Genomic DNA, 24,769 nt, shown 5'->3' with positions numbered 1-24,769 from the left:
TCAGGAAAATCTCAGATGTTTGACTTGCTCATTCATTTAAAAAATCGCTTTTCCGTTATTTCTAACGGGGCAGTTTCGCTCGTTGTTCAGTTTTCAAAGAACAATTTTTTTCAACAACGCTGCATATCTTATCACGTTATCGAATTCAGTGTCAAGCTTTATTTTTCATCGAATTTCTCAATGACGTTCAGCTTTTCGTCCGAACCGCTTGTCTCTCTCGGCCGGAAATAGAATATATCATAGATCAGAATGCTATTGCAAGCTTTTTTTCAAAAAAAGTTAGCTTCGAATATCTCACTCTTCATATTGATCATTTGAAGAACCGGCAGGCAGCATCGTTTTTTGCAGTTGATCCGTCGGCACCTCCTGCTTCCAGGGCGGGTCATGCTTACGCATTCGGTCTGTTACCCAGTAGAATACCATCGGAATAACGACACACAAGAAGGTGCTAAATAAAACACTAATCGACGGCATGCGTTCCATAAAAAGTTTCACCAGTTCCATCCTAATCCTCCGTCAAGTTAATGTTGCCGCTTCTTCTTACGCGTACCTTTACATCCAGCCGTATCGGACGGGTAGCAAAGAGAGTGCCTTGTTCCTCCCACTGGTTTTCATGCTTCTTAAACCACTTGTAATGATTATGGAACAAATATTCGCGAAGTCCCATGACATCGCAGTTGTATTCATTCTGCAGTTTATTGATGGTCATCTCCATCAACTTAACTACTTCTTTCTGAACCGCTGCCTCCATTTTCTTGATGGAAGGTTCTTTTAAAGTATCCGGTGCATGGAAAACCTCGTCTACTGCCCCATCCACCTCGACTTGAAATGTGAAAGATGGCAAATGATCAGGACCAAATACGCATTCTAGTTTTTTGGTCGCCTTCTCAATGCTAAATACACCAAGCCGGTCATCAAAAGAAAACTTAATTTGACCGCCCTTTACTTTTCCCTGCAAAAAGTTAAGCCCGGCTGTTTCTTTAGGATTTAAAAAACCAACAAGTTGATTGGAGGTTCCGTTAAACACCGCAGCTTCAGTCACCGTCGAATAACTGGGATTTCCGTTGACAACAGCCTGAATGGCAAAGCTTTTATGCTTGAGCAAGAACTCATGAACATCCCCAATGCGGGATTCGGGCAAAATCCTCGAGCTCTCCTTCGTATTGTCCGATAATTCTTCCAGATACTGCGACGGCAGCTTCTGATCAGGCGGATGCGTATTCATAATATTAATCGCCTTATCCCTTGTTATCATTATTCTGGTCGAACGCCTCATTTGGCTTTCTCGCAAAAAGAAGTCAATGGTTTCCGCGAACTTCCTAGGTTTTCGCGCAATACTCTCTGAAATGACAATGACCTTTAGATGTTCAAAAAAAGGAGCGCGGCTCAAACGTTGGGAGAGCTTAGCCATCGAAGTGGCCATCGTATTTTCCTCTACGGCCATATTAAAAAAGGCTTTTCCGCCACTTGGACCGCTACCCGACTTATTGGTGCTAAGACCCGCCGGCATAACAATCTGATAGACAACTCTAAATGTCTGCTTGGTTGAGCCATTCTGATTTCCCTGTGATTGATTCCCGCTATCCTGATTATTGCCATTCTGATTGCTGTTATCCTGTTTGTCTTTTTTAGTCGGTTCGTCAACCCCTACTCCAACGACAAAACCCCGCTGATCAATTTCAACACGGTCCCAGCAGCCTGACAGCAAAGCAGAAAAAGCCAACACCAAGGGCAGCATTCGTTTTCTTCTACGCGCCGCTCTTGTCATTTGCCTTCTCCTCCTTTTTCTTCTTGCCCCCAAACATCAGAAGGGAAATCGGTAATAATATGCCGGAAGTGATCGCCATATAGCTGATAATGTTGCCAAGGGTTGTGAATTCAGCCATGTCTCCGGGAGTCATGCAAATTATATAAGCAATAGGAGCAATAATCAGCAGCCTGTAACGTTTGGTAAGTTTTTTAAACAGAAAAGACAAGCATTCATTCGCTAAATCAAAGCCCATGGCCGCCGTATTGTAGATGGTCATGATCCAGATGACAAAAAATAACGATTCAAACCGTTCGAAGAAGTTGCCCGGGAACTGGATTTCCTTTGCTAGTTCGATGGTTGGGTAAACGATGTTCATGGCTCCAATATTGGAGAATATGCCGATAACTAGATTATAGAGGACCAGGTAAATGAAGACCGTCAGTGCAATACCGGACATTACGGCTTTGGGTGCTTTCTCGGGACGCTCCATAAACACGATGTAATACAAAATAATCTCAAACCCAAGCAGAGAATAGACAACTTCCTTCATCCCCTGGGCAATGCTGATTGGCGGCGTAATAAAAAACGGCTTCAGATTATCGAATTCAAACCATCTGTATCCGAAGGAGACAACAATCGTAACCATAATAAGTACCGAGGGGAGGAACAGAACATTCAGACGAAGCAGCCCCGATCGGCTGCCGGCTACTCCATAGACAACAACCAGAATAAATACCAGCGAAATATACTCCACCGGTGTTCTGTCAAATAAGTATTGCTTGGAGATGTTGGCGATTGCCCTTGTCTCGAAGGAACAGAAGCCCAAGAAGTAGCCGAACTGGAGGGCCGCAATTATATAAGTGACCGGCCTGCCTACCAGGGTTACCGAATATTCCAGAAACGGTTTACTCCCCGCCCGGACCGCCACCTTGGAAACAAGCCAGCCTGCAAGAAGAGCAATACTGCCTGCGAGCAAAATACTCATCCAGCCGTCAAACGAGCTTGTGTAGGTCGCCACCGAACGGGGAAGAGTCAGAATCCCTACGCCGATCAGCATGGATACGATTGTCATGCCCATCTCCAAAGTAGACAGAGGCTTCTCGCCGTAGCTGTTTATTCTCATGATGTCCCCTTCCTTTTGCTTTCCTTGTTCAATCTCTTCGAATCCATCGTTTCTAATATTTCCGGTCTATGGGACATACGGATAACGGGCAGCCGGTAAATGAGATCCCGCCAATCCGATAAACGAAGCGGCGCAAGCGGTGCGGTATACGGAATGCCAAAGCTTCTTAAATTCACGAGATGGATACAGGTGATAATCATCGCAAGCACGATACCATACAGTCCAAATACACTTCCCGCGATCATAATAAGAAACCGCATTAACCGAACGGAAATCGCAAACCCATAGGAAGGAATGGCAAAAGATGCAATAGCAGTGACAGCCACCACAACCACCATAACCGGACTTACGATACCTGCCGTTACCGCGGCCTCTCCAATAACAAGACCGCCAACAACACCAATAGTCTGACCAATCGATTTCGGCAGCCTTACCCCCGCTTCGCGCAGCAACTCCAGGGTTGCTTCCATCAGAAAGGTCTCGACCACAGCCGGGAAGGGAACCCCTTCTCTTGTGCCTGCTACGGAAAAAGCAAGCTTGGACGGAAGCATCCCGTGATGATACTCCAATAGTGCGATATACAAGCCCGGCAGAAATAACGCTATAAAGACGGCTAAGACGCGTAGAAGCCGAAGAACGCTTGCCAATATCCAGTTCTGGTAATAATCCTCCGGCGATTGAATAAAGGAGGCTATCGTCACCGGCATAACTAATTGAAAAGGAGTGCCGTCCACCAGAACGGCTACTTTGCCTTGCATCAAAGCACCAGATACCTTGTCCGGACGCTCCGTATTCATAATTTGGGGGAAAGGCGACCAGTAATGATCCTGAATCCACTGTTCGATAAAACCCGATCCTTCCGGATCATCCATATCAATCGTACCGACTCTCCGCTTCACTTCGTTCACGAGCATAGGGTTTGCAATACCCTCTATATAGGCTAACGTTACATCCTTCCTTGATCTCCGTCCAATGCAATAAGAGTCAAACCGCAGGTGGGGATCCCGGATCCGTCTTCTAATTAATGCCGTATTTGTACGGAGGTCTTCCGTGAATCCGTCCCTTGGTCCGCGGATTAGCGACTCGGTCTGCGGTTCTTCTATCGCCCGGCTTTTCCATCCTTTGCTTCCGATCAGAACCGTCTCTTCCATGTCTTCCACAAAAAGAGCGGCATCACCGGACAGGATAGTGAGCATAATATCATCCCAATCCGAAGAACGTCTCATGTCCTGCAGAGACAGCTGCTCGGTCGTTTGCGCATCCAGCCCTCTGCCGTATTCATCGTCCATTTGACCGGTATTCTCGGTACGGTCCGTACGGGTAAAATGGCTTCCGCTGACTTGTATCAGCTGGCTGATGACCTGATTTTGAATAACCTGCTTGTCGGCCAGGCCTTCAATACATACAACCGCTGCTCTTTCACCCTCCGCCATTCGAAAGGTACGAATCAACAAATCGTTGGGTGAGCCAAGCGACTGCTTGATAAAAACTAAATTATCGTTGACGGATGCGAATGGTTTTGATGGCTGCTCTAATGGTTGTCCGTTATGCTCCATATACATCCTCCCGCCAATTCGTTTAACTTCATGATGCCCGAAAAAGGAAATTTTATGAAAGAAAAACAAAAAACCACCTGAAAAGGTGGTAGGCTAAAAGGGATATTTTCGTTGATTTTATTGTACTTTGCGGTAAGGCTTGCGATATTCCTGCGGCGTTACTCCGTGAACCTTGCGGAACAATCTGGCAAAGTACGAGAAGTTCCCGTAACTGAGCCCGTCGGCAATTTCGCTGATGCTTCGGTCCGTCGTAGCCAGCAGCTCCGCGGCCCTTTCCATTCTTTCCTTCAATATATAATCGGTCAGCACCATGCCGGTCTCCTTCCGGAACAAGCGGGAGAGATAGGCCGGATTAACAAAAGCAATGGATGCCAGCTGCTCGCGGGACAGCTCTTCGTTCAGATGCTCGGTGATATACGCTTTTACCTTTTGCACAATTGGACTTACCGCCATCGTTCTCGCAAACAGACTGCCCGCGGCTTCGGCTATACAGCTTACCCATAGCTTGAACTGTACGACGGAACGGGTTGCGGTCTCCACGCCGGAGCAGGCGTGGTTCTCGTAAAGCTGCTGGGCTTGAAGTCCCTTGCGGTGCATTGCGTAATAGATGACTTGCAAGAGCGCATGGTAGGAAGCGGTTAACGTCTCGACCGTTGCTTTGGTAGAATCAATAGAATCGGTCCACTCTCCGAGCTTGAGAGAGAGCTCTGCCGTGCTCCCCTGCTCTAGCAAATCCGCCCAATCCAGCATGGACTCCGTAAAGCTGACGGCTGGTTTCACCGTGTTGCCCAGCGGGTCCTCGCTCCAAATTACGCCGCCTGCCATACTTACATTGCGGTATTCCTTGTTAAGCAGCGCCAGATAGCTTTGCAGCACTTCCGTTACGGCGGTTAATTGACCCACATAACAAGAGAGCCGGCAATAGAAATACTGCCTGCAGGCTTCAACATAATTCTGGCACAGCACCTCGATTTCCTCTCTTGCCGCCTCCACCTCGCCCAGATGCAGCACCACAAGAATATTGCCGCGATGATCCTGGATAACGTTGCCGGGAAGCTTCTCGAGCAGCAGCTCTTCGGCCGATTTGCGCAGCGCAAATTCCATAATAAGCTCATCCCGCTCGTTAAGCGGACGTTCCCAGCTCTCCACGCTGATTAGGATGAGGCGCAACTGTTCGACCGTACTCATCCGCATATCGTAAGCGGAGAGCGACTGACGTATAGCCTCCGGATTGCTTGAAACTCTCCGTTCGAGCAGATCCTGCCAGAACCGCTCGACAAGCATCGGCTTGCGGCTGTTCCACAGTTCAACGATCTTGTTGTACTGATCGTCGGTCTCGCTGATTCTCCGCTTCTCCTTCACCCGGGAGATAGCGGTAAGCAGCGTCTCCTCCAGCTCGGTATAGACAACGGGCTTCAGTAAATATTCAAAGCTGCCCAAGTGAATCGCGCGCTTGGCGTATTCGAACTCGGAATGGCAGGTCAAGACGATCGTCTCCGGCAGCATGCCGCGCGCTTTTACCCATTCCATCAGCTCAAGACCGCTGATCTCCGGCATTTCGATATCGCAAATGACAATATCGATCGGTTGTTCAAGCAGCAGCTGCTGCGCCATCGGGGCGTGGTACGCTTCATAGACCTCGTCTACCCCGATCATCTCCCAGCGTACGCCGGAGCGGAGCCCTTTTACCGCATAGATCTCGTCATCCACAATAAGTACCCGTATCATTGTCCCGGCCCCCTTTCGCCCGTTTTGTATCTCGGCACTCGAAGCGTTACGACCGCGCCTTGCGGATCCGCGCTGCCAAATGCCATTCTGACCGTTCCTTTATAGTAGAGCCTGCATCGCCGGACAACGTTCCACAGCCCCAAGCTGCCGTCACCGGGCTCAAGGGAATGCACCTTTGTGCGCAAATGCTCCATTTGCTCCTCCGTCAGACCTTTTCCGTTATCCTCCACCTCAATGATCAGCTCGGCGTCCTCGCCCTCACCCTCGGCCGATACCTTCACCCGGATATGAAACGGGGAGCCCGTGCGGATCGAGAAGCCGTGCACCATCGCGTTCTCCACCATCGGCTGAATGGTCAGCGGAGGAATGCTTACCTTCTCGAGCGACGGATCAACCTCGAAATCAAAGGCAAGCGTCTCCGGGAACCGGTATTTCTGAATGGATAGATAATGGAAGATATGCTCGACTTCCTCTTTCACGGTCACCGTGGATACCTGAGTGCGGGTCGTAAACCGGAAATACCTCACAAGATGAAGGGACATATTCTGGATGACTTCAAAGTCTTTAATCTGGGCGAGCTGATAGACGATATTAAGAGAGTTCATGAAGAAATGGGGGTGGATCTGGGCCTGCAGATGCTTCAGCTCCGCCTTCTGCGTCCGCAGCTGCTCCTCGTAAATATCAATCTTCAAATGCTCAATCTGCTGGGCCATGCCGTTAAACGTTTCTTTGAGCGTGATAAACTCCTGAAGCTTGTAATCCTCCATCCGGACGCTTAAGTCGCCTGAGCGGATTTTCCGCATCCCTTTAATGAAATGATGGATCGGCTTCACGATTGAATTTTGCAGGAATAAAAGATAGAGTCCCAGCATGACCGCCGCCAGCATCGGAATAAGATACGTCATTTTGCGGAAAATCGGAAGGCCTTCGAGCAGCTTGCGCTCCGGCAGCAGAAAGATCAGATTCATATCCGCCATCCGGGAGCTCTTGGCTACAAGCAAATACGGATTGCCTAGCTTCACGATATTGTAAGCCGCATTCCCGTTATCCATATAGGCCGTCAGGTCAAAGGCTTCAACCTCCTGGCGAATAGATGCGCTTACCGTTGACAGAGGCTTCCCTTCCCCCGATACCAGAAGCGCTTCCGCCTTGCCTCCTTGACCCAGCTGACGAATGGGCTCCATCAGCCGGTTGAGGTCAATCCATGCTCCGATATAGGAGTCGTAATTCGTATCCACAACGCGGACTAGCGCATATTGCCCCTTCAGCTCGATGACCTTCCAGCCCGTTCGAAGCATTGGATCATTATCCGCAAGCAGCTCCTTCAGCTTGGACTGGATCTCCTGCTTGCGGGCATAGGTAACGGATTGCTGCTGGGCGACCAGAAGCTCCTTGTATTTCCCGCCGTAAGCGAACAAAACATCCGCCGCGTCGTAATAGTTGACGTTCAAATCCAGATCGTTTGCCGTCTGCGTTGTGGACAAATAATACTCCCAGCTGTCCTTATCGTATTGGCTGAGCGAAATCAGGCTTTGATCCTGCTCGGCCGCTTTATAGAGATAGTTCTCGATCTCGCCAAGAACCTGGTCCATATCGTTCATGTACATGGTGAGCATATTGCGGTTCGACTGCGCCACCTGGGAATGGACAACCTTCGTCGCGTACAGATTGTTCCACAACAGCAAAATGACGAGAGGGATAATAACGAGACCAAAGCCAAGTATCAGTCTGGAACGCATCGTTGCTTGTCTCATGATTTCTCTCCTCTCCTCATTGGGACATTGCCGGCGGCTAATGATTGGCAAGCCAGAGATCAAGCTGGCGCTGCTTCTCCCGGACAACCTTATCGGCTCCCGCCGCCTTCAGCTTGCTTACGTACATCGGAATGATTTTCTCCGGATCCTGCGCACCGGTGTTAAAGGCCGGCATAAATTCCTTCTCGACCAGAATCGAAGCCGCAATCTCCGCCTTCACCCGCTCCGGGTTAAAAACAAAGCCTAACGCCTTCGACTTATCCGCCTGCTCGTTAAAGCTGCGGTATTCCTCCCATAACCCCGGATTCTCGTTATCCCACAGGTACGAATTCAGCTGATTGCCGAACATCCACGGCTGGTTCAGATTATAGCCGACCGTTTTCGCGTCCACGCCAGTCGGGTATCCAATGACGTTATCGGATTTCTTGACATAATGAACCCCTTCAATGCCCCAATCCAACAGGTTTAGCAAATACGGATCCGTATATAAAAGATTAAGCAGCATCATCGATTTCTCCGGATGCTTCGCATTGCGGGTAATCGCAAACATCGCGCTTGTTGTATCCGCCGTAGTGGTATATGGCTTGGTCAGTTCCACGCTTATCATCGGATATCCGGTATCCCTGGACGCCTGGATCTCAAAGCCTGGCTTCAGCGATTCCGCATAGGCAAAGGCATTGCCGGCTTTTACCGCGTCATATTCATTATCCTTCGACGTTGTGGCATCCGCATTGAGGTACCCTTTCCGGTTCCACTCGTAAAGCAGCTTGGCATACGCCATAAATTCAGGAGTCTCCGCCATACTCAGAACCTTCGTCGACTGCCCTTCGCGGCGCAGAACGCCCGGACCTTCTCCCAGCATGTCGAAAATGCCGTATTGCATCATAAACGTAAGCGGACTGCGGTCTGCCCTTGCCTGCAGCGGAGCCAGCTTCGGCTCATCCTGCTTGATCTTCTCGAAGATCGGGCCAAAATCGGCCAATGTCTTGACCTGCGACAGATCGATATCGTACTTGTCGACCAGATCCTGACGGAGCACAAGTCCTTTGCTGGAGGCAAACTCCTTGTTGGTCACAATGCCGTACAGCTTGCCGTTTACTTTGCTGGCCTCCAGAATGGAAGGATCCAGAATCTTGCGGATACCCGCTCCGTATTTGTCCAGCAATTCATCCAGCGGCAGATAACGGCCCTTCGCAATCTCGTCTCCAAAGCGCATCCAGCCTGCCGTGAAAATAATGTCCATCTGCTCGCCGGATGCGAACATCAGCCCCGTCTTATCCCACCAGGAGCCCATGTCGATCGTGCGGATATCCACGGTTGCGTTTATTTTCTTCATGAGGTAGTCATTGATTTTATCTTCAACAAGGTTCAAATCCTTCGGCACATTGCCTGCGGGGAAAACCATAACCAGCCGGTCGGTATCGCTGCCTTCTGCTGGGCTAGCCTCCCCTTCTTCTTGGGTCCGGGCTGTATTTGAATCGGCCGGGAATTTGGCCGGGTTGGATGTTTGTCCGTACATCGTCGAGAATGCGATTAGAATTGCAACGACGAGCAGCGATCCCAATATTATTGGAAGCGCTTTCTTGTTTGCTCCGTTGAACATGTTACTCGTCTCCTTGGCTCAAGGTTAGATACCTCATCATACAACGGCCTGATTCTTTCCGACTACTCTAATTGTAACTTTTAATAATAAAATTGTGACCTTGAACGCATAGCAAACAGCCGGTCCGGGAATCTCCCTGACCGGCTTGCCTGGACTGTCTATTATTTGTTCATCAGACCGCCTGCCTGCAGCAGACGCTTCAGCGTTACGGCTGCTTCCGCCCGCGATGCTTGGTCGAGCGGCGCAAACTTGCCGGCCGATTTGCCCTGCATGATCCCAGCGGTGACAAGCTCGTTGATTGCGGACTTCGCCCAATCGGCAATCTGGCTGCCGTCTTGCGGGAAGAAAGCTTGCTGTGCTTGAGCTTGGGCGTTGCCCGTTATCAGATCCAATGCCCGTGCCAGCATAACGGCCATTTCCTGACGGGTAATTTCCTGATTCGGATGGAAGGTCCCGTCGCTCATGCCTTTTACAATGCCGTATTGAACGGCTGTCTTCACAGAAGAAGCGTACCAGGCGGATGAAGTAACATCCGTGAAGGATGGTGTTGATGTTTCACTGCCAGATACAAGGCCAAGCGCTTTTACGACAAGCGCCGAGAACTCGGCTCTCGTTATATTGCGGTTAGGCGCGAACAGATCCGTTGATACGCCGTTCACTATCCGTTTGTTTGCCAGCAGCAGAATATCGTCTTTGGCCCAATGGGCAGCTATATCCTTGAAGGAAGCATCCGTAACCGCAACGGCGTATAAGCTGTTAGTTGCGCTAAGTATCGTTACGACCGTATTTCCGCCTTGGCTTGCGAACCATGCAGGTACCGTTCTGAACTGGCCGGCTGCAGGATCGTAAACAACAACAGAGCTGTGCTCTTGATCTAACTGACCATTAAACGTAAAGCTTCTTGCAACGAATTGCTTGCCGAATTGATGCACGGTTACGGACTTGCCGACGGATTGCAGCGTCAGCTCGAAGGAAACCGGATTGCCGGCAAGGGTAAAACCTGCGGAAGCGGCTTTGCTCTTCATTTCGTCGGCCAGCGTGCCGGAGGCTGGCGAAAGTGTCAGCGTCAGTTTGGCATCCGATCCAGCCAGTGCATCCGCATAACCCGCTTCCTCCAGAATGGTCCAAATCGTCGAAGGAAGCGTGTAGGTCATTCTGCCATAACGGATAACAATGGATGTTTCTTGCGTTGCGGATGCTGCGGCCTTCAATGCTGCGGCAGAGAATTCGGCAGTGCTCAAGTTACCGCCGGCCGGCAGGTCGATAACGATTTCCTTTTTGCCCGCGGTTAGTCCGGCTTTCAGATCTGCGTCATAGTTAACGGAAGACTCAACCGGTGTTGAACCGCCCCCGCCCGTATTGCCGGGGCCGGAGTTGTCTTCATGCGTAATCGTACGCATCTCAAAGCCTGTGGAATTGGCATTAAAGACAGGACCAATCTTCGTATTGCGAACAATGACATTATCCAGATTAATGGAACCACTTACGTCATTGTTGACATGGATGCCCCATGTGCCGGTACCGTCAATAACATAGTTCTCGATCGTTATGCTGCGGGTACCGTTTGCAATGGCGTTAGGACCGTTTACGTACAAGCCTTGATAAGTGCTGCCCAGCGCTGTGTTATTACGAATCTTGATATCGGCATCAATCGGCTTATCGCCCGTGAACAGCCAGATTGCGCCGAAGTTCTGCCCCCAGCTTGGCTCGCGGCCGCCGGTACGTATCAGCGTATTGTGCTCGATAAGCGTCGTGCCGTCAAAAGCAACCGGATTAAAACGAGTCGATACCGCGATCCCCGCGCCAAAGCCAACTGTATCCGACAGGATATTATCCTGCACTTTGTTATCGCGACCTCCGAAAATAGCTATGTTATCGGCTAGCCATGGCAGCTGTACCGTATTGAACCTTACGGTGTTATTGCTCACCCGGCTGTTATCATCGGAAACGCCTTCCGGCTTCTGCGACCAAAGAGCAATGCTGTCATCGCCGGAGTTGCGGATAAACGTCTGTTCAATCATCGAATTACGCGTACCCGTTGTAAAATTGATGCCGTCAGCGTAAGTATCGCGGATACGCACTCCGCCAACGTACAAGCCGTCCGTCAAGACTCCCTCATCGCTGCGCATCGACCAGATGCCCGCTTTGGCATGCTCGATCCATACATTCTGTATGATGGAGCCTTTGCCAAATGTTCCGTCAAAGCCCGCTTCGCGCAGCTCGTCGTGACGTCCGGTTACGCCAAGATCCATATACAAATCGTAGACGCGAACCTTGCTTCCTTCCGCCAGAAAGCCTGCGCCATGCAGCTCCGTATGCCAAATTCCCGCACCGCGGATCGTTACATTATCGATATGGAGAGGTCCTTGCGTAAGATTAAAGCTTCCCGCCGGAATCCACACGCCCGTGCCTTGTTCCTTAGCGGCTGCGATTGCGGCTTCGAATGCGGCCGAGTCGTCGGAGCTGTCGTCCGCCGTTGCGCCAAAGTCCGCCACCGATAAATAACCTTCCGGCTTCGAATATGCGTCAGGCGCTTGCTCCAGATCAACCAGATCCACCACGTAATAATCGGCGTTATCGTCAGCTTCTTTCACAAGGCGAATCGTTGAGCCTGCCGGCACTTCTCCAATCAGCAGACGGGACTCATCATAGAAGCGGTGGGCATCCCCGTCGGCCGGATTATTCGTCCACGGATATTTGCCGTATACCCAGCTGTACTTGCTGGACAGGTTGATCTTGCCTTGTTTCTCGCCATTAACGTAAAGCGTCAGCGTATGCTCTTCGCCGTCCCCCGCTGTGGAGTCAGGAATGATATAACGCATGGTCAACGCATTCGCCTGTCCGGTTGTCTTGAACTCGATATATTGTCCCGTTGCATCCAGACGAACCGCCTCTCTGCCGGAGGCTTCGGAAGCGAAGGTCTTAAACGTACGGTCTTCTTCAATAAGAGTACCGTTTGTTGTTCCTTGCTCTGCCTCATAAGTTGTGAACGGAACGGTCGCTCCGCGGTAATCCTTGCTCACCGCATTGTGCACGAGAAGGTGATCTAAGTCGATACCGCCTGTACTGCCGTTGTCGTATTGAAGCGACACGGTATTCATGCCGGCACGGAGCGGCAGCTCGAGGGTAAGGTCTGACCAGCTGCTGCCCGTGCTTGGGAACTCGGCGACAGCGGCTTGCTTCAGACCGTTGACGTAAAGGGCTAACGTTGCTGTACTGCTGTCGCTATTGCGGAAACGAAGCTTAGCGGAGTAGTTAGCTGCTCTGTCCGCATTTACGGCAAAAAGCAATGCTGCATCCTCTTGCGTAAAGCCGGCAACGGAAGTTCCGTTTGCCTTTACGCCACCCGTCATAAACGCATCTTCCGCTTCGTAACGGACATCGCTCTTCACCGCTTGCAGCTGCCAATGCGCCGCGGCATCGGATACTTCTATGGCTTGAACGGATACCGCGCCAGCGGCATTAACGGTCAAATATTGCCCTATGGCAGAAGCGTTGCCGAGCACTTGATAACCTCCGTGAGACGAGACATCCCATTGCGTGGACAAGCTTGCCCCATCGGTTAACGCGGTTGCCAGACCGCTTGCCTTCACGGCCAGCTTGCGGCCGGTTGCCTGGTTCACGTATTGCTTATGGCCGTTATAATCCTGCGGCAGCCATTCGGCCGCTTTGCCGTCGGCGGCAGCAGGCGTATCCGCCACAACAACCCCATTGCGTTCAATCAATGCTTTGCCGCTGACTGCGTCCACAATACGGACCGCATTAAGCTCCTTTAATACCGGAGTTACCGCATTGGCCGGACCGTCAACCGGCGGCACCGTTACCGCCTCCGCAGGCGCCGTCTCGAATCTCCATTGCACGCCGCGGCTCTCAGTCGATCTCAATTCATATTGCGCATAACCCTGCAGGTCTTCGGTATGGATATAGTTGTCTTCATAACCTTGAGCCGCGCTGCGGAGCAGATAAAGGCCGGCTGCAGGACCGTTTTCCACCACCCATTGCACCTTCGTGTCGTCTGCAGACGGCGAAGCCGTTGTCTCGAGGTAACTCTGCAAATGTTCAATAGAGATCGCGTTGCCGGTTGCCCGGTTTAAGATCAGCTGCTTGCCTTCCATACTTGTAATCTTCCAATGCGAAGCCGCGTTATTGGAAGCCGGCGTTCCGTACAAAACAACGTTTTTGCCATTCTCGTACAGGTATTGACCGGAAGCTTCGTTCTTGATGCGGATAAAACCTTCCGGCAGCTCGGCCGGTGCTTGAGTTGCAGGCTCCAACACCCACTGCGCGCTGCCCCAGCCGGCAGGAATCGGGCTCGCCTGACCATAGCCGGTCTGATCCTGCATATGGATGCGGGCAGGCTCGTTATTCCAGTTCGCATTCCAGCCGTTACTGAATACTTTCGTATTCGCAGAACCTTCGACATCCTTCATCTCCCACTGCACGCTGCCCCATGATTGATCAAGCGTCAAGCTTTCCAGAGGCTTTAGATGCGGGTTCGCTTCATTGTCGGTACGGTTAATATTCTCGTTGGAGATCATATGGCCGGTCGCCTTGTTCACGATATATACGCCTTGCGGAGCGGATTCGAGGGACCACTGGGAAGCCGAATCATCTGCCGCAGGCTGGCCGTAAGCGACCTTGCCATTCTCGTCCTCAAAGAGATATTGGCCAAAATAGCTGTTCTTAAGGCGCACATAAGCAGGCGCTGTTTCGCCTACCGTAATAAACTCCCATTTCGGACTGCCCCAATCCTTCGGCACCACGCTAAGCTGCGCATGCTTCAGCTTGTTCTCGACGTTGACGTATTTGCCGCTGGCATTGCCAGGCTTGCCAATCAACTTGTAGCCTTGATACGTCTCGATCGTCCAATCGCCAGCCGTTGAATCATCAGCCAACGCCGTAGATTTCAGTGCGTCCCGGTCGCCTGCTACTCCTTCATTGTTCAAGTAGTGACCGGTACCGCGGTTCTTGATCCGTTTCACGCCGTCATGCTCCTCAACCAGCCATTGCGCATTCCGGTCCGAAAGCTGCACATTGCCGTACTGAACAACGCCGTTTGCACCCTCGAACAAATACAGCTGCAGCCAATTGTTTTTGATCCGGATATACGGAACAACAGGTTCTTTCGGCGGAGCAGGATCCTCCAGCGCCCATTGCGCGCTGCCCCACGTGGCCTGCGCCCAGTTATTGCCCTGAGCAAAGCCGTCCTGATTCTGCACGTTAATGAAGCTGTTTACGCTTGCTGCGCTTCCAAGCGTGATGTAGCCTTCGACTTCACCGCCGCTGTCATTTTTGGCGGCCGCAACAACCCAGGCCGAATTCGCGCTTGGCGAGCCCTCCGCGGAAAGCGGTGTTGCTCCAACGTAATCGACGCTTGTTGCGTAATGACCGGTTGCGAGATTACGCAGCAGCGTTCCATTTGCCGTGTCGATAAGAATCCATTGCGAGGCCTTATCGGTGTAGGCAGGCTCTCCGTATTTGATCTGGCCGTTCTCCTCGTACAAATAGGTGCCCTTCCAGTTGTTCTTGATCCGCTTTGGGGTAGAATCCGCGGCAGGCTCAAGCTTCCAGACGGCGCTGCCCCAGCTCTTCTGCGCCCAGTTGTTCGCGCGGACGATGCCGTCCGGACCATTACCGGTGCCTTGAATATTAACGATCCAGCTGTTATCGCGGGAGCTGACGATGGTTATGCCGCCATTCTCGTCAGCCGTTTCGAGGGACCATAAATCGGATGTCCAGCCCTCGCCAATCGCGGAAATACCAACCGGATTCGTAATTTGCTCCGATGAAATCGCCTGCGAATGAAGATAATGTCCGGTCGCGCGGTTACGGAGACGTTGGTAGCCATCCTTATCTTCGACGAACCATTGCGAAGCTGTATTATTCAAAGCGACTTCTCCGTATTTCACTTCTCCGTCTTCTTCATATAAATAGGAGCCGTTCCACGGATTAACGATACGAACCGGCTCGGTTGCTTCGGCGGGATCAAGCGTCCATGTCGCGCTTCCCCAATCCTTTTGCGCCCAGTTGTTCGCCTGCACCTTGCCGTCTTGAATCTGGAAGTTGACAATCCACGACGGATTGCGGGTGCTGATAATGTTGAACTCGCCAGGCTTGCTCGCTACTTCCGCGATATCCCAGGTATCGGATTGCGAGCCTTCGCTTGCAGCCGAGCTCTCAATCGCATTCGTAATATTCGCATCCGTCACTTGCTCGGAGTTCATGTAATGGCCGGTAGCGCGGTTCTTGATGCGCTTATGTCCATCCTTCTCCTCAATTGTCCATTGCGCATAACGATCGTTTACTGCAGGAAAACCGTAACGCACTTTACCTTCGGCATCCTCATATAGCGAATACCCTTGCCAAGGATTATGAATTCGAATGTAAGCGTCTTCATTATTAACCCCGGAAACGCCGTCCGCACTAGCGGACAGCGGGGGGATCGCAAGAAGGAGCGCCATGCAAACAATCATCAGCTTCTTCAATAATGATGGCATTGATCCCATTCCTCCTAAAATGAATTATCACCACAATAGCCTGGCTACAGGCTATCGTGATGATTCATACCTCGTAAGCATTCGCTTGAATTACAAGCTTCTAACCTTTGGTTGCCCCATCCGCAAGACCGGAAATAAGGAACCTTTGCAGCAGCAGGAAGACAATCGAGATCGGAATCGCAATCAGGATCGTGCCTGCGGCAAACATCGTAAAGTTGTTCGCGAACTTATCGTTAATGAAGTTGTACAAGCCTAGCGCCAGCGTGAACTTCTCCGGGCTGCGGATAATGATCTGCGGCGTCAGGAAATCGAAAAACGGCGCCATAAACGTAAACAAGGCAACAACCGCGATAATCGGGCTGGCAAGCGGCACCAGAATGCGGAAGAAAATCGTCAGGTAGCCGGCTCCGTCGATTTTGGCCGATTCGTCGAGGTCGCGCGGAATCGTATCGAGGTACCCTTTTACAAGGAACAGGTTCATCGGCAAGCCGCCAAATACATAGATCAGGATTAGACCCAAAAACGTATCCAGCAGGTTAACCGTATTGAGCAGCAGGTAGATCGCCACCATCCCCATCAAGACGGGGAACATCTGCAGCAGCAGGAACGTATAAATGCTGTTCTTGCGGCCGACAAACCGGAATCGCGAGAACACGTACGCAACGATGGATACGATACAGACCGAGGCTAGACCGTTCGCAAACGCGATGATCAGCGTATTTTTGTACCACAGGGTGTAGTTGCTGCTCGGATTGTTAAACAGCCATTCATAATGCTCCAGCGACCAGTTGTCCGGGATCATCTTGAGCGAGAACAAGCTGGTGCCCGGGTTGAGGGACATGCTGAACGCCCAGAGCAGCGGGTACAAAATAAGGACGAACATGATAAGGACAACCAGATAAATGCCGGACACTTCCAGAGCGGATTTAAGCGAACGTTTCATTTTAGTACATATCCTCCTCTCTGAAGGAACGGGTTCTGCTGAATTGATAGAGAGCAAACGCCGCTACGACAATCCCCATGATGATAGATACGGCAGCAGCCATTTTGTAGTTGTTTTCCTTAAACGTCAGGCTGTACACCCACGAGATCAGGATGTCGGTTGCGCCGGAGTTCTGGCCCGGCACCGGAGGGCCGCCCTTGTTGAACAGGTAGATAATATTGAAATTATTGAAGTTGTACGAATACTGCATAATGAGCAGCGGAGCCGTTGCGAACAGCACATGCGGCATCGTGATGAAACGGAATTTTTTCCAGCGGCTTCCTCCGTCCACATCGGCTGCTTCATACCAGTCCTTCGAGATCCCTTGCAGCACCCCGGTAATCAGCGTGAATACGTACGGGAAACCAAGCCATACCTGAATGCCGATAATCGCCACGCGCGCCCAGGCCGGATCCGACAGCCATGGAATCGACACGCCAAAGTGGGAGAAAATATCCCGGTTAATCGCGCCAAACGTATCGTTAAACATCGCCGCAAACACAAGCACGGTCATAAACGACGGAACCGCCCAGGGGAGAATCATTACCGTACGGATCAGGCGTTTGAACCTAACGCGGCTGTCATTGATCATAACCGCAAGGAAAAAGGCCAGCATAATTTGCAGCGTTGTCGCGACAAGCGTCCATACCACCGTCCAGGATAGAACGGTAAACAGGCTTTTGCTCCACACGGCTTCCGTGAACAGGGCTTTGAAGTTCGCAAAACCAACCCAATCCAGCAGATGGGCAGGCGGAGAATTGTACAGGTTGTAGTTGGTAAAAGCAAGAGAGATCATAAACAGCAGCGGGAAAATAACGATCAGCGCCATCATAATGAAGTTCGGCACGACGACGAAATACGGGAAGCCATGCTCCCAGCTGTCCTGGAAGGCCTGCCGGACGGATGGCGTGCGCATACCCTCCCGGCGTTTCCGCGCATCCTTCCTGGCATCCAGCAAATTCAGCACGTACAGGCCCAGCAGGATAACGCCAATGATAGAGGATAACAAGCCTTGGACCAGCAAATTACGGGAATCGTCGGTCTCCGGGTTGTCCCCGAGCGTAATCATTCCCGCGATGCTGTTTGCGATAGGCACGGACAACGCAATGATCAAGCTTAAGCCAATTACAAGAAATACAATTCCTTTAATCCAGCGGCGGTTATAGAGCTGGCCTAATCCAGGCACGATGGACAAGACGGTCGCGAGAGCGGGATTATGATGACTTTGCCTGGCTTGGGGCGCCGGCTCCAGGGCGTTGATGTTCATGTTTGGTTCACCTTCCATATTTCCGAATGCGATTTAATAGAGAAAGGGGCTGTAAGAGCCCCTTTCCTTGTTTCATGGCTTGCCGAGCGAGGATTGCCTTACTTCGCGCCGGCCATTTTCATCTTGTCGTTAATGAGTTTGACGGCATCGTCCAGGGAAGCTTGCACGTCTTTGCCTTCCGTAATAAATTTCAACGCATTCGCCATTGGATCCCATACATGGTCAAGCTCGGGAACGGTAGGGAACGGCTGGCCGTATTGGATTTGCTGCGAGAAGCCGGCTACAAGCGGATCACCCGTCAGTACCGGATTGTTCAGTACATTGATAACCGGAGGAACTTCACCTGTTTTCTTGAAGTATTCAAGCGCGTTCTCTTCGTTCGTCAGGAAGGCTGCGAAGTCTGCCGCCCACTCCGGGCTCTTCGAGAACTTGGAGAGCATCCAGCCTTTTACTCCGATAAAGGAGGTTGGATGTGCGCCGCCTTCAAGTGTAGGGATTGGAGCAACGGCAAGATCGTCGCCGAGTGCTTTTTTGTAATCGTTGATGGCCCAAGGTCCGTTGATAACCGCGCCAACTTTGCCTTGCGTGAACAGGCCGCCAACGATGTCGCCGTTAACGCCTTTAGGCAGGTAACCGTTGTTGAACCAGCTTTGGATCAGGGAAGCGCCTTTTACCGTGCCTTCCTTGTTCAGACCGATATCGTTGATGTCGTATTTGCCAGCATTGTCTTTGAAAATATAACCGCCCTCGCCGCCGAGGAAGCCCCATGCAAAGTAGAAGTTTGCCGCTTCAAAGAGGAAGCCGTAGTTCTGCTTCTTCGCGTTGGTCTGGTCTTTCATGATTTGCTCGAGGTCCGCAATCGTTGCCGGCGCATTAGGGACAAGCTTCTTATTATAGAAGAGAGCGTAAGTTTCCGTTACTAGCGGGAGGCCGTACAGGACGCCGTCTTGGCTAAGAGCCGCAAGTGCTTCCGGTGTGTAGGTGCCTTTTACTTCATCCGACGCTTTAACTTCCTGCACGAGACCTTTTACGACAAGGCTGCCGATTCCCGGCTGGTAGAACAAGTCCGGCCCTTTGCCGGCGGGACCGTCGAGCGCAAGCACATCCGGCTGATCGTTCATCGCTACCGGCTTGATGTTGATCTTGATCCCTGTTGCGGCAGTGTATTTATCTGCTGCCGCTTGGATAACCGCGAGTTTGTCTTCCGCCGTATCCGGCCAGATTGTCAACTCTGTTGGCTTCGCTTCCGTTGGCCCGTTCGCTTCCGCCGCGGTTGCCGCAGCGTCCGCGCTTGGCGATTCCGAATTAGCGTTCGTATTTGCGCTGGCCGAGGCATTGGCATTGCTGGTCGTTGTACCGTTGCCGTTATTGTTGCCGCCGCATGCGGCGAGCGACATGGATACAGCCAGCAAGCTAAGCGTGATAAGCATCTTTTTGCTCTTTAACATCGTTGAGAGCTCCCTTCCCTTTATCAACTCTTGTAGGTTTGTTGACCCCGGTATGCCGTGGTTCATGAGTTAATTGTAGGATTTCGAGGGGGAGTCTCACTACCAATCCGGTGACCTGAAAGGATAAGATTGTGACTTGTAAGTAGGACGAGACAGAAGGAAGCAGCTTAATGAAAAATTCAGGGGGAACCGTGCTTGCGGCAATTACAGCCCTTAACGATGTGCGACATCGTTAGGACAGCCCTCTCGAGCTGTTTCGGGGAGCTTAACGATGCGCGGCATCGTTAAGCTCGGGAAAAAAGGCGCTTTCGGGTGGGGTCGGCAGATTTGGCGCGTCTTAACGATGTGCGACATCGTTAAGACAGCCCTCGCGAGCTGTTTCGGGGAGCTTAACGATGCGCGGCATCGTTAAGCCTAAAGAAAACGGCGCTTTCGAGTGGGGGGGCGGACGGTTTGACGCGCCTAGCTTTGCAAATGTGCGGCGTGCCACCGCGATTGATGGTACTAAAAAAGCCGTCTACCAAGCTAATTGCTAGCTTGGTAGACGGCTTTTCCATTACTGCTGCGGTGCCGACAGCACCGTGCGGAAGCCGCAATTGCCCGTGGAGCTGTCGGGCGTATTCTTGCTGCGCGCCGCTACCCGGTAGCGGTTGCAGTAGGAGCTGTGGCAGAGATACGAGCCGCCCCGCATGACGCGGCCTTCTCCGGTACGCGGGCCAAGCGGGTTATCGTTCTCGCCGCTCTGGTAATAGGCCGGACTAAACCAATCCGAGCACCATTCCCATACATTGCCCGCCATATTATAGAGGCCATAGCCGTTGGGCTTGAAGCTCTTGGCCGGAGCGGTTCCCAGGTAACCGTCGCTGGCGTGATTTTTGACTGGGAATTTACCCTGCCAGATGTTGCAGTTATGCTCGCCGCCTTGCTTCAGCTCATCGCCCCAAGGGTAACGCTTCTGCACAAGTCCGCCGCGGCCCGCGTATTCCCACTCCGCTTCCGTCGGCAGACGCCTGCCTGCCCACTCGCAATACGCCATCGCATCGTTCCAGCTGACATGAATAACCGGATGATCCTCGCGGCCTTCGATATGAGAATCGGGTCCTTCCGGATGGTTCCAGTCCGCGCCCTCAACCGGATACCACCAAGGGGCCGTCTGCGGCACCGTCTTCACCTTCGCCGCTTCCGCCTCCGAAACGAACAGATGGAACACATAAGACCAGCCGAACCTCTGAGCTTCGGTGACGTAACCCGTTGCCGCAATAAAACGTCCGAACTGCTCGTTCGTTACCGCCGTTTCATCCATATAAAAGCTGTTTACGGTAACGCTATGAACCGGTCCTTCCCCGTCTGCCGCAAAGCCTCCCTTATCATTGGTCCCCATCAGGAAGGCTCCGCCCGGAATAAACAGCATTCCCGCCGTATCCGGATCGGCAGCCGGCTTGGAGTCCGCCGGTTTGACCGCTGCTTTCAGCTTCAGGTTCTTTGGGGCAATAACAACCGATGAACGATCGGTTGAACAGCAGGATTTTCCCGTGTTAAGATCCGATTCCTGTGCCATCTTCAACTTCCTCTCCGTATAAGAAGTGTCTATGATCCAACTAGCTAGCTTTTCTATAAATCTCTTATTTCAACACTACCATAATAAGAAAAGGCAGTACAACGCTTTCCGCACGTAAACTAACGGAAGGCCTTATACTGCCCTCTGCTCTATTCTTTTTCGATTAGTCCAAGCCGGACATATTGCTCCTCCGGTGCTCCCGCCTGCTTCATGCCCGCAACAAGCAGCTCCATCATCCGTGCCTCAGCCGCTTCATCCTGAAGCGGATGCTCCTGATGCTCATCCCGAGCAAGGTCATACAGCCGCGTCTCCATGACGAATTGATTCCGGGCATACGTTACTCCTTGCGTGCTCTCCGGAATTTTGAACACCGGATATGCCGTATAAGGCAGGAACCGGCCCGCTTCAATGCGCTCCGGCGCTACACGTCCAAGATAGGATCGGAAGGTTGTTGGCATAGCCGTGTACGCATAACAAGGATAATTATCCTCCGAGACCGGTGCGCGCATATACGTATAACGGCCATCCGTGACATTGACACACATCCCGTGGTAGCCATACAAAGCCGCTTCCCTCACCTTCTCCTGCGTTCCTTCGAGCAATCCGCGAAGCGAAGAGCCTTGCACCGTATCCGGAATCGAAGCACCCATATAGTCCAGGATGGTAGGCATAAGATCGATATTTTGCGTAAGCGCCTGGATGCGGGTACCCGCGGCCCGGCCTTCAGGCAAACGAATCATCAGCGGGATATTGGCCAGCTCGTTATATACATACATAACGTTTTTGCCGGTCTGTTCATGCTCGCCGAGCAATAAACCGTGGTCGGTTGTAAAAATAACAAGCGTATTGTCCAGAATATCCAGCCGTTCCATCGTATCCAGCAGCTTGCCAAGCCAATGGTCAATCATCGTAAGAGTCGCCGCGTAACGCTTCTGAATATGGGCAAGCGCCTCCGGCGGTACGTCAACGGTGCCGTATTTCGGCCAGCTATAGGCCGGACCTTCATAGTTGTCCTGATACATCTGTAAATAATGATCAGGCGTATCAAACGGCTCATGCGGGTCAAAAGCTTCCACGGTCAGGAAATACCGGTCCTCGCGTCCGTTTTTCTCCAGCCAGTCGCATGCCGCCTGAATAGTCCTTGGCCCCGGATAATCCTCTTCGCGAAGAAACCGCGTACGGTTCTTCTCGCATTGCGCGCGTACCTGACCATAATAGCGTTCCGGCGCAGGCAAATCTTTAATAGAAGAAACCCAAGGATCATCCTCCTGCCCCCGGTGGAAATCCCACGTGGAGAAGGACTGGCAATAGTTCTCGCCGCCCGTGGCAAAATAATGATAATGGTCGGTCACGATATGGCTGAACACGCCGGACTCCCGCAGCGACGCGGGCAAAGTACGGTCAAACGGTTCAATGCCGCCCCAGCCCTTTTCCAGAAAAGCAGCCCGTCCCGTCAGCATATCGCGCCGCGCCGGCATGCAAGGCAGCGAACCGGACCAATGCTGGTCGAAGACAACGGACTGCTCCGCCAGCCGGTCGATATTAGGCGTCCGAACGCCCTCGCCGCCGTAAGCGGATAAAGCTCTTCGGTTCAAGGTATCGAGCATAATCATAATCGTTCGCATGAAAGCACCCCTTATTTCAGACCTGTTGTTACAATCCCCTGCACGAAGTATTTCTGCGCTGCCAAGAATAATAATACAAGAGGCAATACGACTAAGGTAGTTGCCGCCATGAGCAAATTCCATTCTACGTTCGTCTCGCTGCGGAAAATGGTAAGGCCAAGCTGCACGGTTCGCATATGCTCCGTGTTGGTCATGATAAGCGGCCACATGTAATCGTTCCACGTTGCCGTTGTTTTGAAGATCGCCAGCGTTGCCAGAATCGGCTTGCTGAGCGGCAGATAGATCTGGAAGAATACGCGGAAGACATTCGCTCCGTCAATCTGCGCCGCCTCGTCAAGCGCCCGAGGGAAGTTCAAGAAATATTGCCGGCACAGGAAAATCCCGAAGGAGCCCGCGATAAACGGCAGCACCAGCCCCGTATAGCTGTTAATGAAGCCAAAGCCGCCTTGCCCATGCCAGTCATTGCCCCCAAAGAACGGGAACATCTTCATCATCAGGAAGGTTGGAATCATCGTCGCCTGCGGCGGTACCATAATGCCGATCAGCACGGAGAAGAAGAGCACGTCCCGGCCCGGGAAACGAAGCCTCGCAAAAGCAAAGCCCGCCATGGAGTTAAACACTAGGCTGAATACAACGGTAACGCCGGTTACGATAAACGAGTTATAGAAATATCGAAGCCAATCGCCTCGTCCCATGGCGACCGAGTAATTGTCGAATAGCCAATGTTTCGGAATAAACGTAAACGTCGGGGACTGGATCTCGCCCATCGTCTTTAATGATGTCACGACCATTAACAAGAACGGGAACAGCATAAGCAATGCAATGATAAACATAACGATTGAAAAAATTACAGTAGACCATTTTCTAGTCATTACGGTTCCGCCTCCTAATCCACATCGGTGTCATTCCCTTTATTTCCGAGACGGAAATTCAGCAAAGTAATAAGCAGCGTAATCACGAACAAGACCATCGCCATCGCCGATGCGTAGCCCATCTGGAAATCCTGGAAGCCTCGCAGGTAAATCTGATGCACAATGGTTGTCGTTTTGTTCAGCGGTCCGCCGTTAGTCAAAATGTTGACCTGCTCAAACACCATAAACGAGTTGATGCAGGACATAACCAGAATAAAGAACGTTGTTGGCTTAAGCATCGGAATCGTGATGGCAAAAAACTGCCGGACCTTTGTTGCGCCATCCATATGAGCGGCTTCATAAAGGCTTGCCGGAATGGACTGCAGACCGGACAAATACACGATCATCGTGTATCCGATCGATTTCCAAATTCCCATCATAATGATGGCGGCCATTGCCGTGCTCGGATCGTACAGCCATTGCACCGGGGCAAGGCCAAACGTCTTCAGCACGCGGTTCAATATCCCGAGGGACGGATCGTAAATCCACAGCCAGATCATCGATACCGCAACCATGGAGGTGACGTTCGGAATATAAACGCTGACGCGGGCGAACAGGCGGCCTCTCAGCTTTCCGTTCAGCAGTACCGCGAGCAAGAGGCCTAATGCCATCTGCGGGAAAATCGAAAACAAGGAATAAATAAACGTGTTGTACACCGCCGTGCCGAACAGCTTGTCATGGAACAGCCTTACATAGTTGTCGAAACCAACAAAAGCCGGCGTTGAGTAAAAGTTGTAGTTCGTAAAGCTGTAATACAACCCTACCAGCAGTGGGATAAAAATAAACGCGAAATAAACGAGATAGCCCGGAGCAATAAACAAATACCCGGCCTTATCGATTGGGGCGCGCCGCCGGCTCTTCGAAGTTGTCACCTTGCTTGCTGCTGCCGCCGAATTCACGGAATTCATAACGCCTCACCTCTCTTCCTTCAATGAGAAAATCCTTTAAAAAAGGCGCCTGCCCTTCT

General features: G+C 51.7%; 16 protein-coding genes. 1 reads left to right on the top strand and 15 read right to left on the bottom strand.

Translation table 11 applies throughout. The annotated features are described in order from the left end of the window. Positions 1–231 (top strand): hypothetical protein (locus WFJ73_RS29525; RefSeq protein WP_336776477.1); only part of this gene is annotated, 231 nt, incomplete at its 5' end. Between the two features lie 63 nt (positions 232–294). On the opposite strand, the gene WFJ73_RS29520 is transcribed toward WFJ73_RS29525, so the two are convergent. From WFJ73_RS29520 to WFJ73_RS29450, 15 genes are all read right to left on the bottom strand, one after another. Then, the gene (locus WFJ73_RS29520; RefSeq protein ID WP_336776476.1) at positions 295–504 is read right to left on the bottom strand and encodes a hypothetical protein; all 210 of its coding nucleotides are present in this window, start codon (positions 502–504) and stop codon (positions 295–297) included. A gap of 1 nt (position 505) precedes the next feature. Further along, positions 506–1,768, bottom strand: a complete 1,263-nt coding sequence (locus WFJ73_RS29515; RefSeq protein ID WP_336776475.1) for a Ger(x)C family spore germination protein — start codon at positions 1,766–1,768, stop codon at positions 506–508. Continuing rightward, entirely contained in the window at positions 1,749–2,873 is a 1,125-nt protein-coding gene (locus tag WFJ73_RS29510) for a GerAB/ArcD/ProY family transporter (RefSeq protein WP_336776474.1), read from the bottom strand. The genes WFJ73_RS29515 and WFJ73_RS29510 overlap by 20 nt, the downstream gene beginning before the upstream one ends. Next, positions 2,870–4,429: a spore germination protein gene (locus tag WFJ73_RS29505; RefSeq protein WP_336776473.1), complete on the bottom strand. Its 1,560-nt coding sequence runs from the start codon at positions 4,427–4,429 to the stop codon at positions 2,870–2,872. The genes WFJ73_RS29510 and WFJ73_RS29505 overlap by 4 nt, the downstream gene beginning before the upstream one ends. A 117-nt stretch (positions 4,430–4,546) precedes the next feature. Beyond that, positions 4,547–6,157, bottom strand: coding sequence for a helix-turn-helix domain-containing protein (locus WFJ73_RS29500; RefSeq protein WP_336776472.1), 1,611 nt, complete (start codon positions 6,155–6,157; stop codon positions 4,547–4,549). Next, positions 6,154–7,911, bottom strand: coding sequence for a sensor histidine kinase (locus tag WFJ73_RS29495; protein WP_336776471.1), 1,758 nt, complete (start codon positions 7,909–7,911; stop codon positions 6,154–6,156). Before WFJ73_RS29495 ends, WFJ73_RS29500 begins: the two co-directional genes overlap by 4 nt. A gap of 37 nt (positions 7,912–7,948) precedes the next feature. Continuing rightward, positions 7,949–9,514, bottom strand: coding sequence for an ABC transporter substrate-binding protein (locus tag WFJ73_RS29490; protein WP_336776470.1), 1,566 nt, complete (start codon positions 9,512–9,514; stop codon positions 7,949–7,951). 161 nt (positions 9,515–9,675) lie between these two features. Further along, positions 9,676–16,011 (bottom strand): S-layer homology domain-containing protein, encoded by a 6,336-nt coding sequence (locus WFJ73_RS29485; protein ID WP_336776469.1) that lies wholly within the window; start codon positions 16,009–16,011, stop codon positions 9,676–9,678. A gap of 100 nt (positions 16,012–16,111) precedes the next feature. After that, positions 16,112–16,954 (bottom strand): sugar ABC transporter permease, encoded by an 843-nt coding sequence (locus tag WFJ73_RS29480; RefSeq protein ID WP_336776468.1) that lies wholly within the window; start codon positions 16,952–16,954, stop codon positions 16,112–16,114. 1 nt (position 16,955) lies between these two features. Next, the gene (locus tag WFJ73_RS29475; protein WP_336776467.1) at positions 16,956–18,260 is read right to left on the bottom strand and encodes a carbohydrate ABC transporter permease; all 1,305 of its coding nucleotides are present in this window, start codon (positions 18,258–18,260) and stop codon (positions 16,956–16,958) included. A 98-nt stretch (positions 18,261–18,358) separates the two neighbouring features. Further along, positions 18,359–19,708, bottom strand: coding sequence for an extracellular solute-binding protein (locus tag WFJ73_RS29470; protein ID WP_336776466.1), 1,350 nt, complete (start codon positions 19,706–19,708; stop codon positions 18,359–18,361). Positions 19,709–20,264: 556 nt separating this feature from the next. Next, positions 20,265–21,266, bottom strand: a complete 1,002-nt coding sequence (locus WFJ73_RS29465; RefSeq protein WP_336776465.1) for a formylglycine-generating enzyme family protein — start codon at positions 21,264–21,266, stop codon at positions 20,265–20,267. Between the two features lie 149 nt (positions 21,267–21,415). Beyond that, positions 21,416–22,891, bottom strand: a complete 1,476-nt coding sequence (locus WFJ73_RS29460) for a sulfatase (RefSeq protein WP_336776464.1) — start codon at positions 22,889–22,891, stop codon at positions 21,416–21,418. Between the two features lie 11 nt (positions 22,892–22,902). Further along, entirely contained in the window at positions 22,903–23,763 is an 861-nt protein-coding gene (locus WFJ73_RS29455) for a carbohydrate ABC transporter permease (RefSeq protein WP_336776463.1), read from the bottom strand. A gap of 14 nt (positions 23,764–23,777) precedes the next feature. Next, positions 23,778–24,710: a carbohydrate ABC transporter permease gene (locus tag WFJ73_RS29450; protein WP_336776462.1), complete on the bottom strand. Its 933-nt coding sequence runs from the start codon at positions 24,708–24,710 to the stop codon at positions 23,778–23,780. Between the last annotated feature and the right edge of the window lie 59 nt (positions 24,711–24,769).

Source organism: Paenibacillus sp. MMO-58, from assembly GCF_037146255.1.
In the GTDB taxonomy this organism is placed as follows: domain Bacteria; phylum Bacillota; class Bacilli; order Paenibacillales; family Paenibacillaceae; genus Pristimantibacillus.
Note: the sequence above shows the minus strand (reverse complement) of the source record. Positions and strands in the feature narration are given on the sequence as shown.

Excerpts from the sequence above, each read along its gene's own strand:
- WFJ73_RS29475 (WP_336776467.1), bottom strand. The coding sequence starts at position 18,260 with ATGAACATCAACGCCCTGGAGCCGGCGCCCCAAGCCAGGCAAAGTCAT.
- WFJ73_RS29450 (WP_336776462.1), bottom strand. The coding sequence starts at position 24,710 with ATGAATTCCGTGAATTCGGCGGCAGCAGCAAGCAAGGTGACAACTTCG.
- WFJ73_RS29460 (WP_336776464.1), bottom strand. The coding sequence starts at position 22,891 with ATGCGAACGATTATGATTATGCTCGATACCTTGAACCGAAGAGCTTTA.
- WFJ73_RS29520 (WP_336776476.1), bottom strand. The coding sequence starts at position 504 with ATGGAACTGGTGAAACTTTTTATGGAACGCATGCCGTCGATTAGTGTT.
- WFJ73_RS29505 (WP_336776473.1), bottom strand. The coding sequence starts at position 4,429 with ATGGAGCATAACGGACAACCATTAGAGCAGCCATCAAAACCATTCGCA.
- WFJ73_RS29485 (WP_336776469.1), bottom strand. The coding sequence starts at position 16,011 with ATGCCATCATTATTGAAGAAGCTGATGATTGTTTGCATGGCGCTCCTT.
- WFJ73_RS29515 (WP_336776475.1), bottom strand. The coding sequence starts at position 1,768 with ATGACAAGAGCGGCGCGTAGAAGAAAACGAATGCTGCCCTTGGTGTTG.
- WFJ73_RS29490 (WP_336776470.1), bottom strand. The coding sequence starts at position 9,514 with ATGTTCAACGGAGCAAACAAGAAAGCGCTTCCAATAATATTGGGATCG.
- WFJ73_RS29465 (WP_336776465.1), bottom strand. The coding sequence starts at position 21,266 with ATGGCACAGGAATCGGATCTTAACACGGGAAAATCCTGCTGTTCAACC.
- WFJ73_RS29470 (WP_336776466.1), bottom strand. The coding sequence starts at position 19,708 with ATGTTAAAGAGCAAAAAGATGCTTATCACGCTTAGCTTGCTGGCTGTA.
- WFJ73_RS29500 (WP_336776472.1), bottom strand. The coding sequence starts at position 6,157 with ATGATACGGGTACTTATTGTGGATGACGAGATCTATGCGGTAAAAGGG.
- WFJ73_RS29480 (WP_336776468.1), bottom strand. The coding sequence starts at position 16,954 with ATGAAACGTTCGCTTAAATCCGCTCTGGAAGTGTCCGGCATTTATCTG.
- WFJ73_RS29495 (WP_336776471.1), bottom strand. The coding sequence starts at position 7,911 with ATGAGACAAGCAACGATGCGTTCCAGACTGATACTTGGCTTTGGTCTC.
- WFJ73_RS29455 (WP_336776463.1), bottom strand. The coding sequence starts at position 23,763 with ATGACTAGAAAATGGTCTACTGTAATTTTTTCAATCGTTATGTTTATC.
- WFJ73_RS29510 (WP_336776474.1), bottom strand. The coding sequence starts at position 2,873 with ATGAGAATAAACAGCTACGGCGAGAAGCCTCTGTCTACTTTGGAGATG.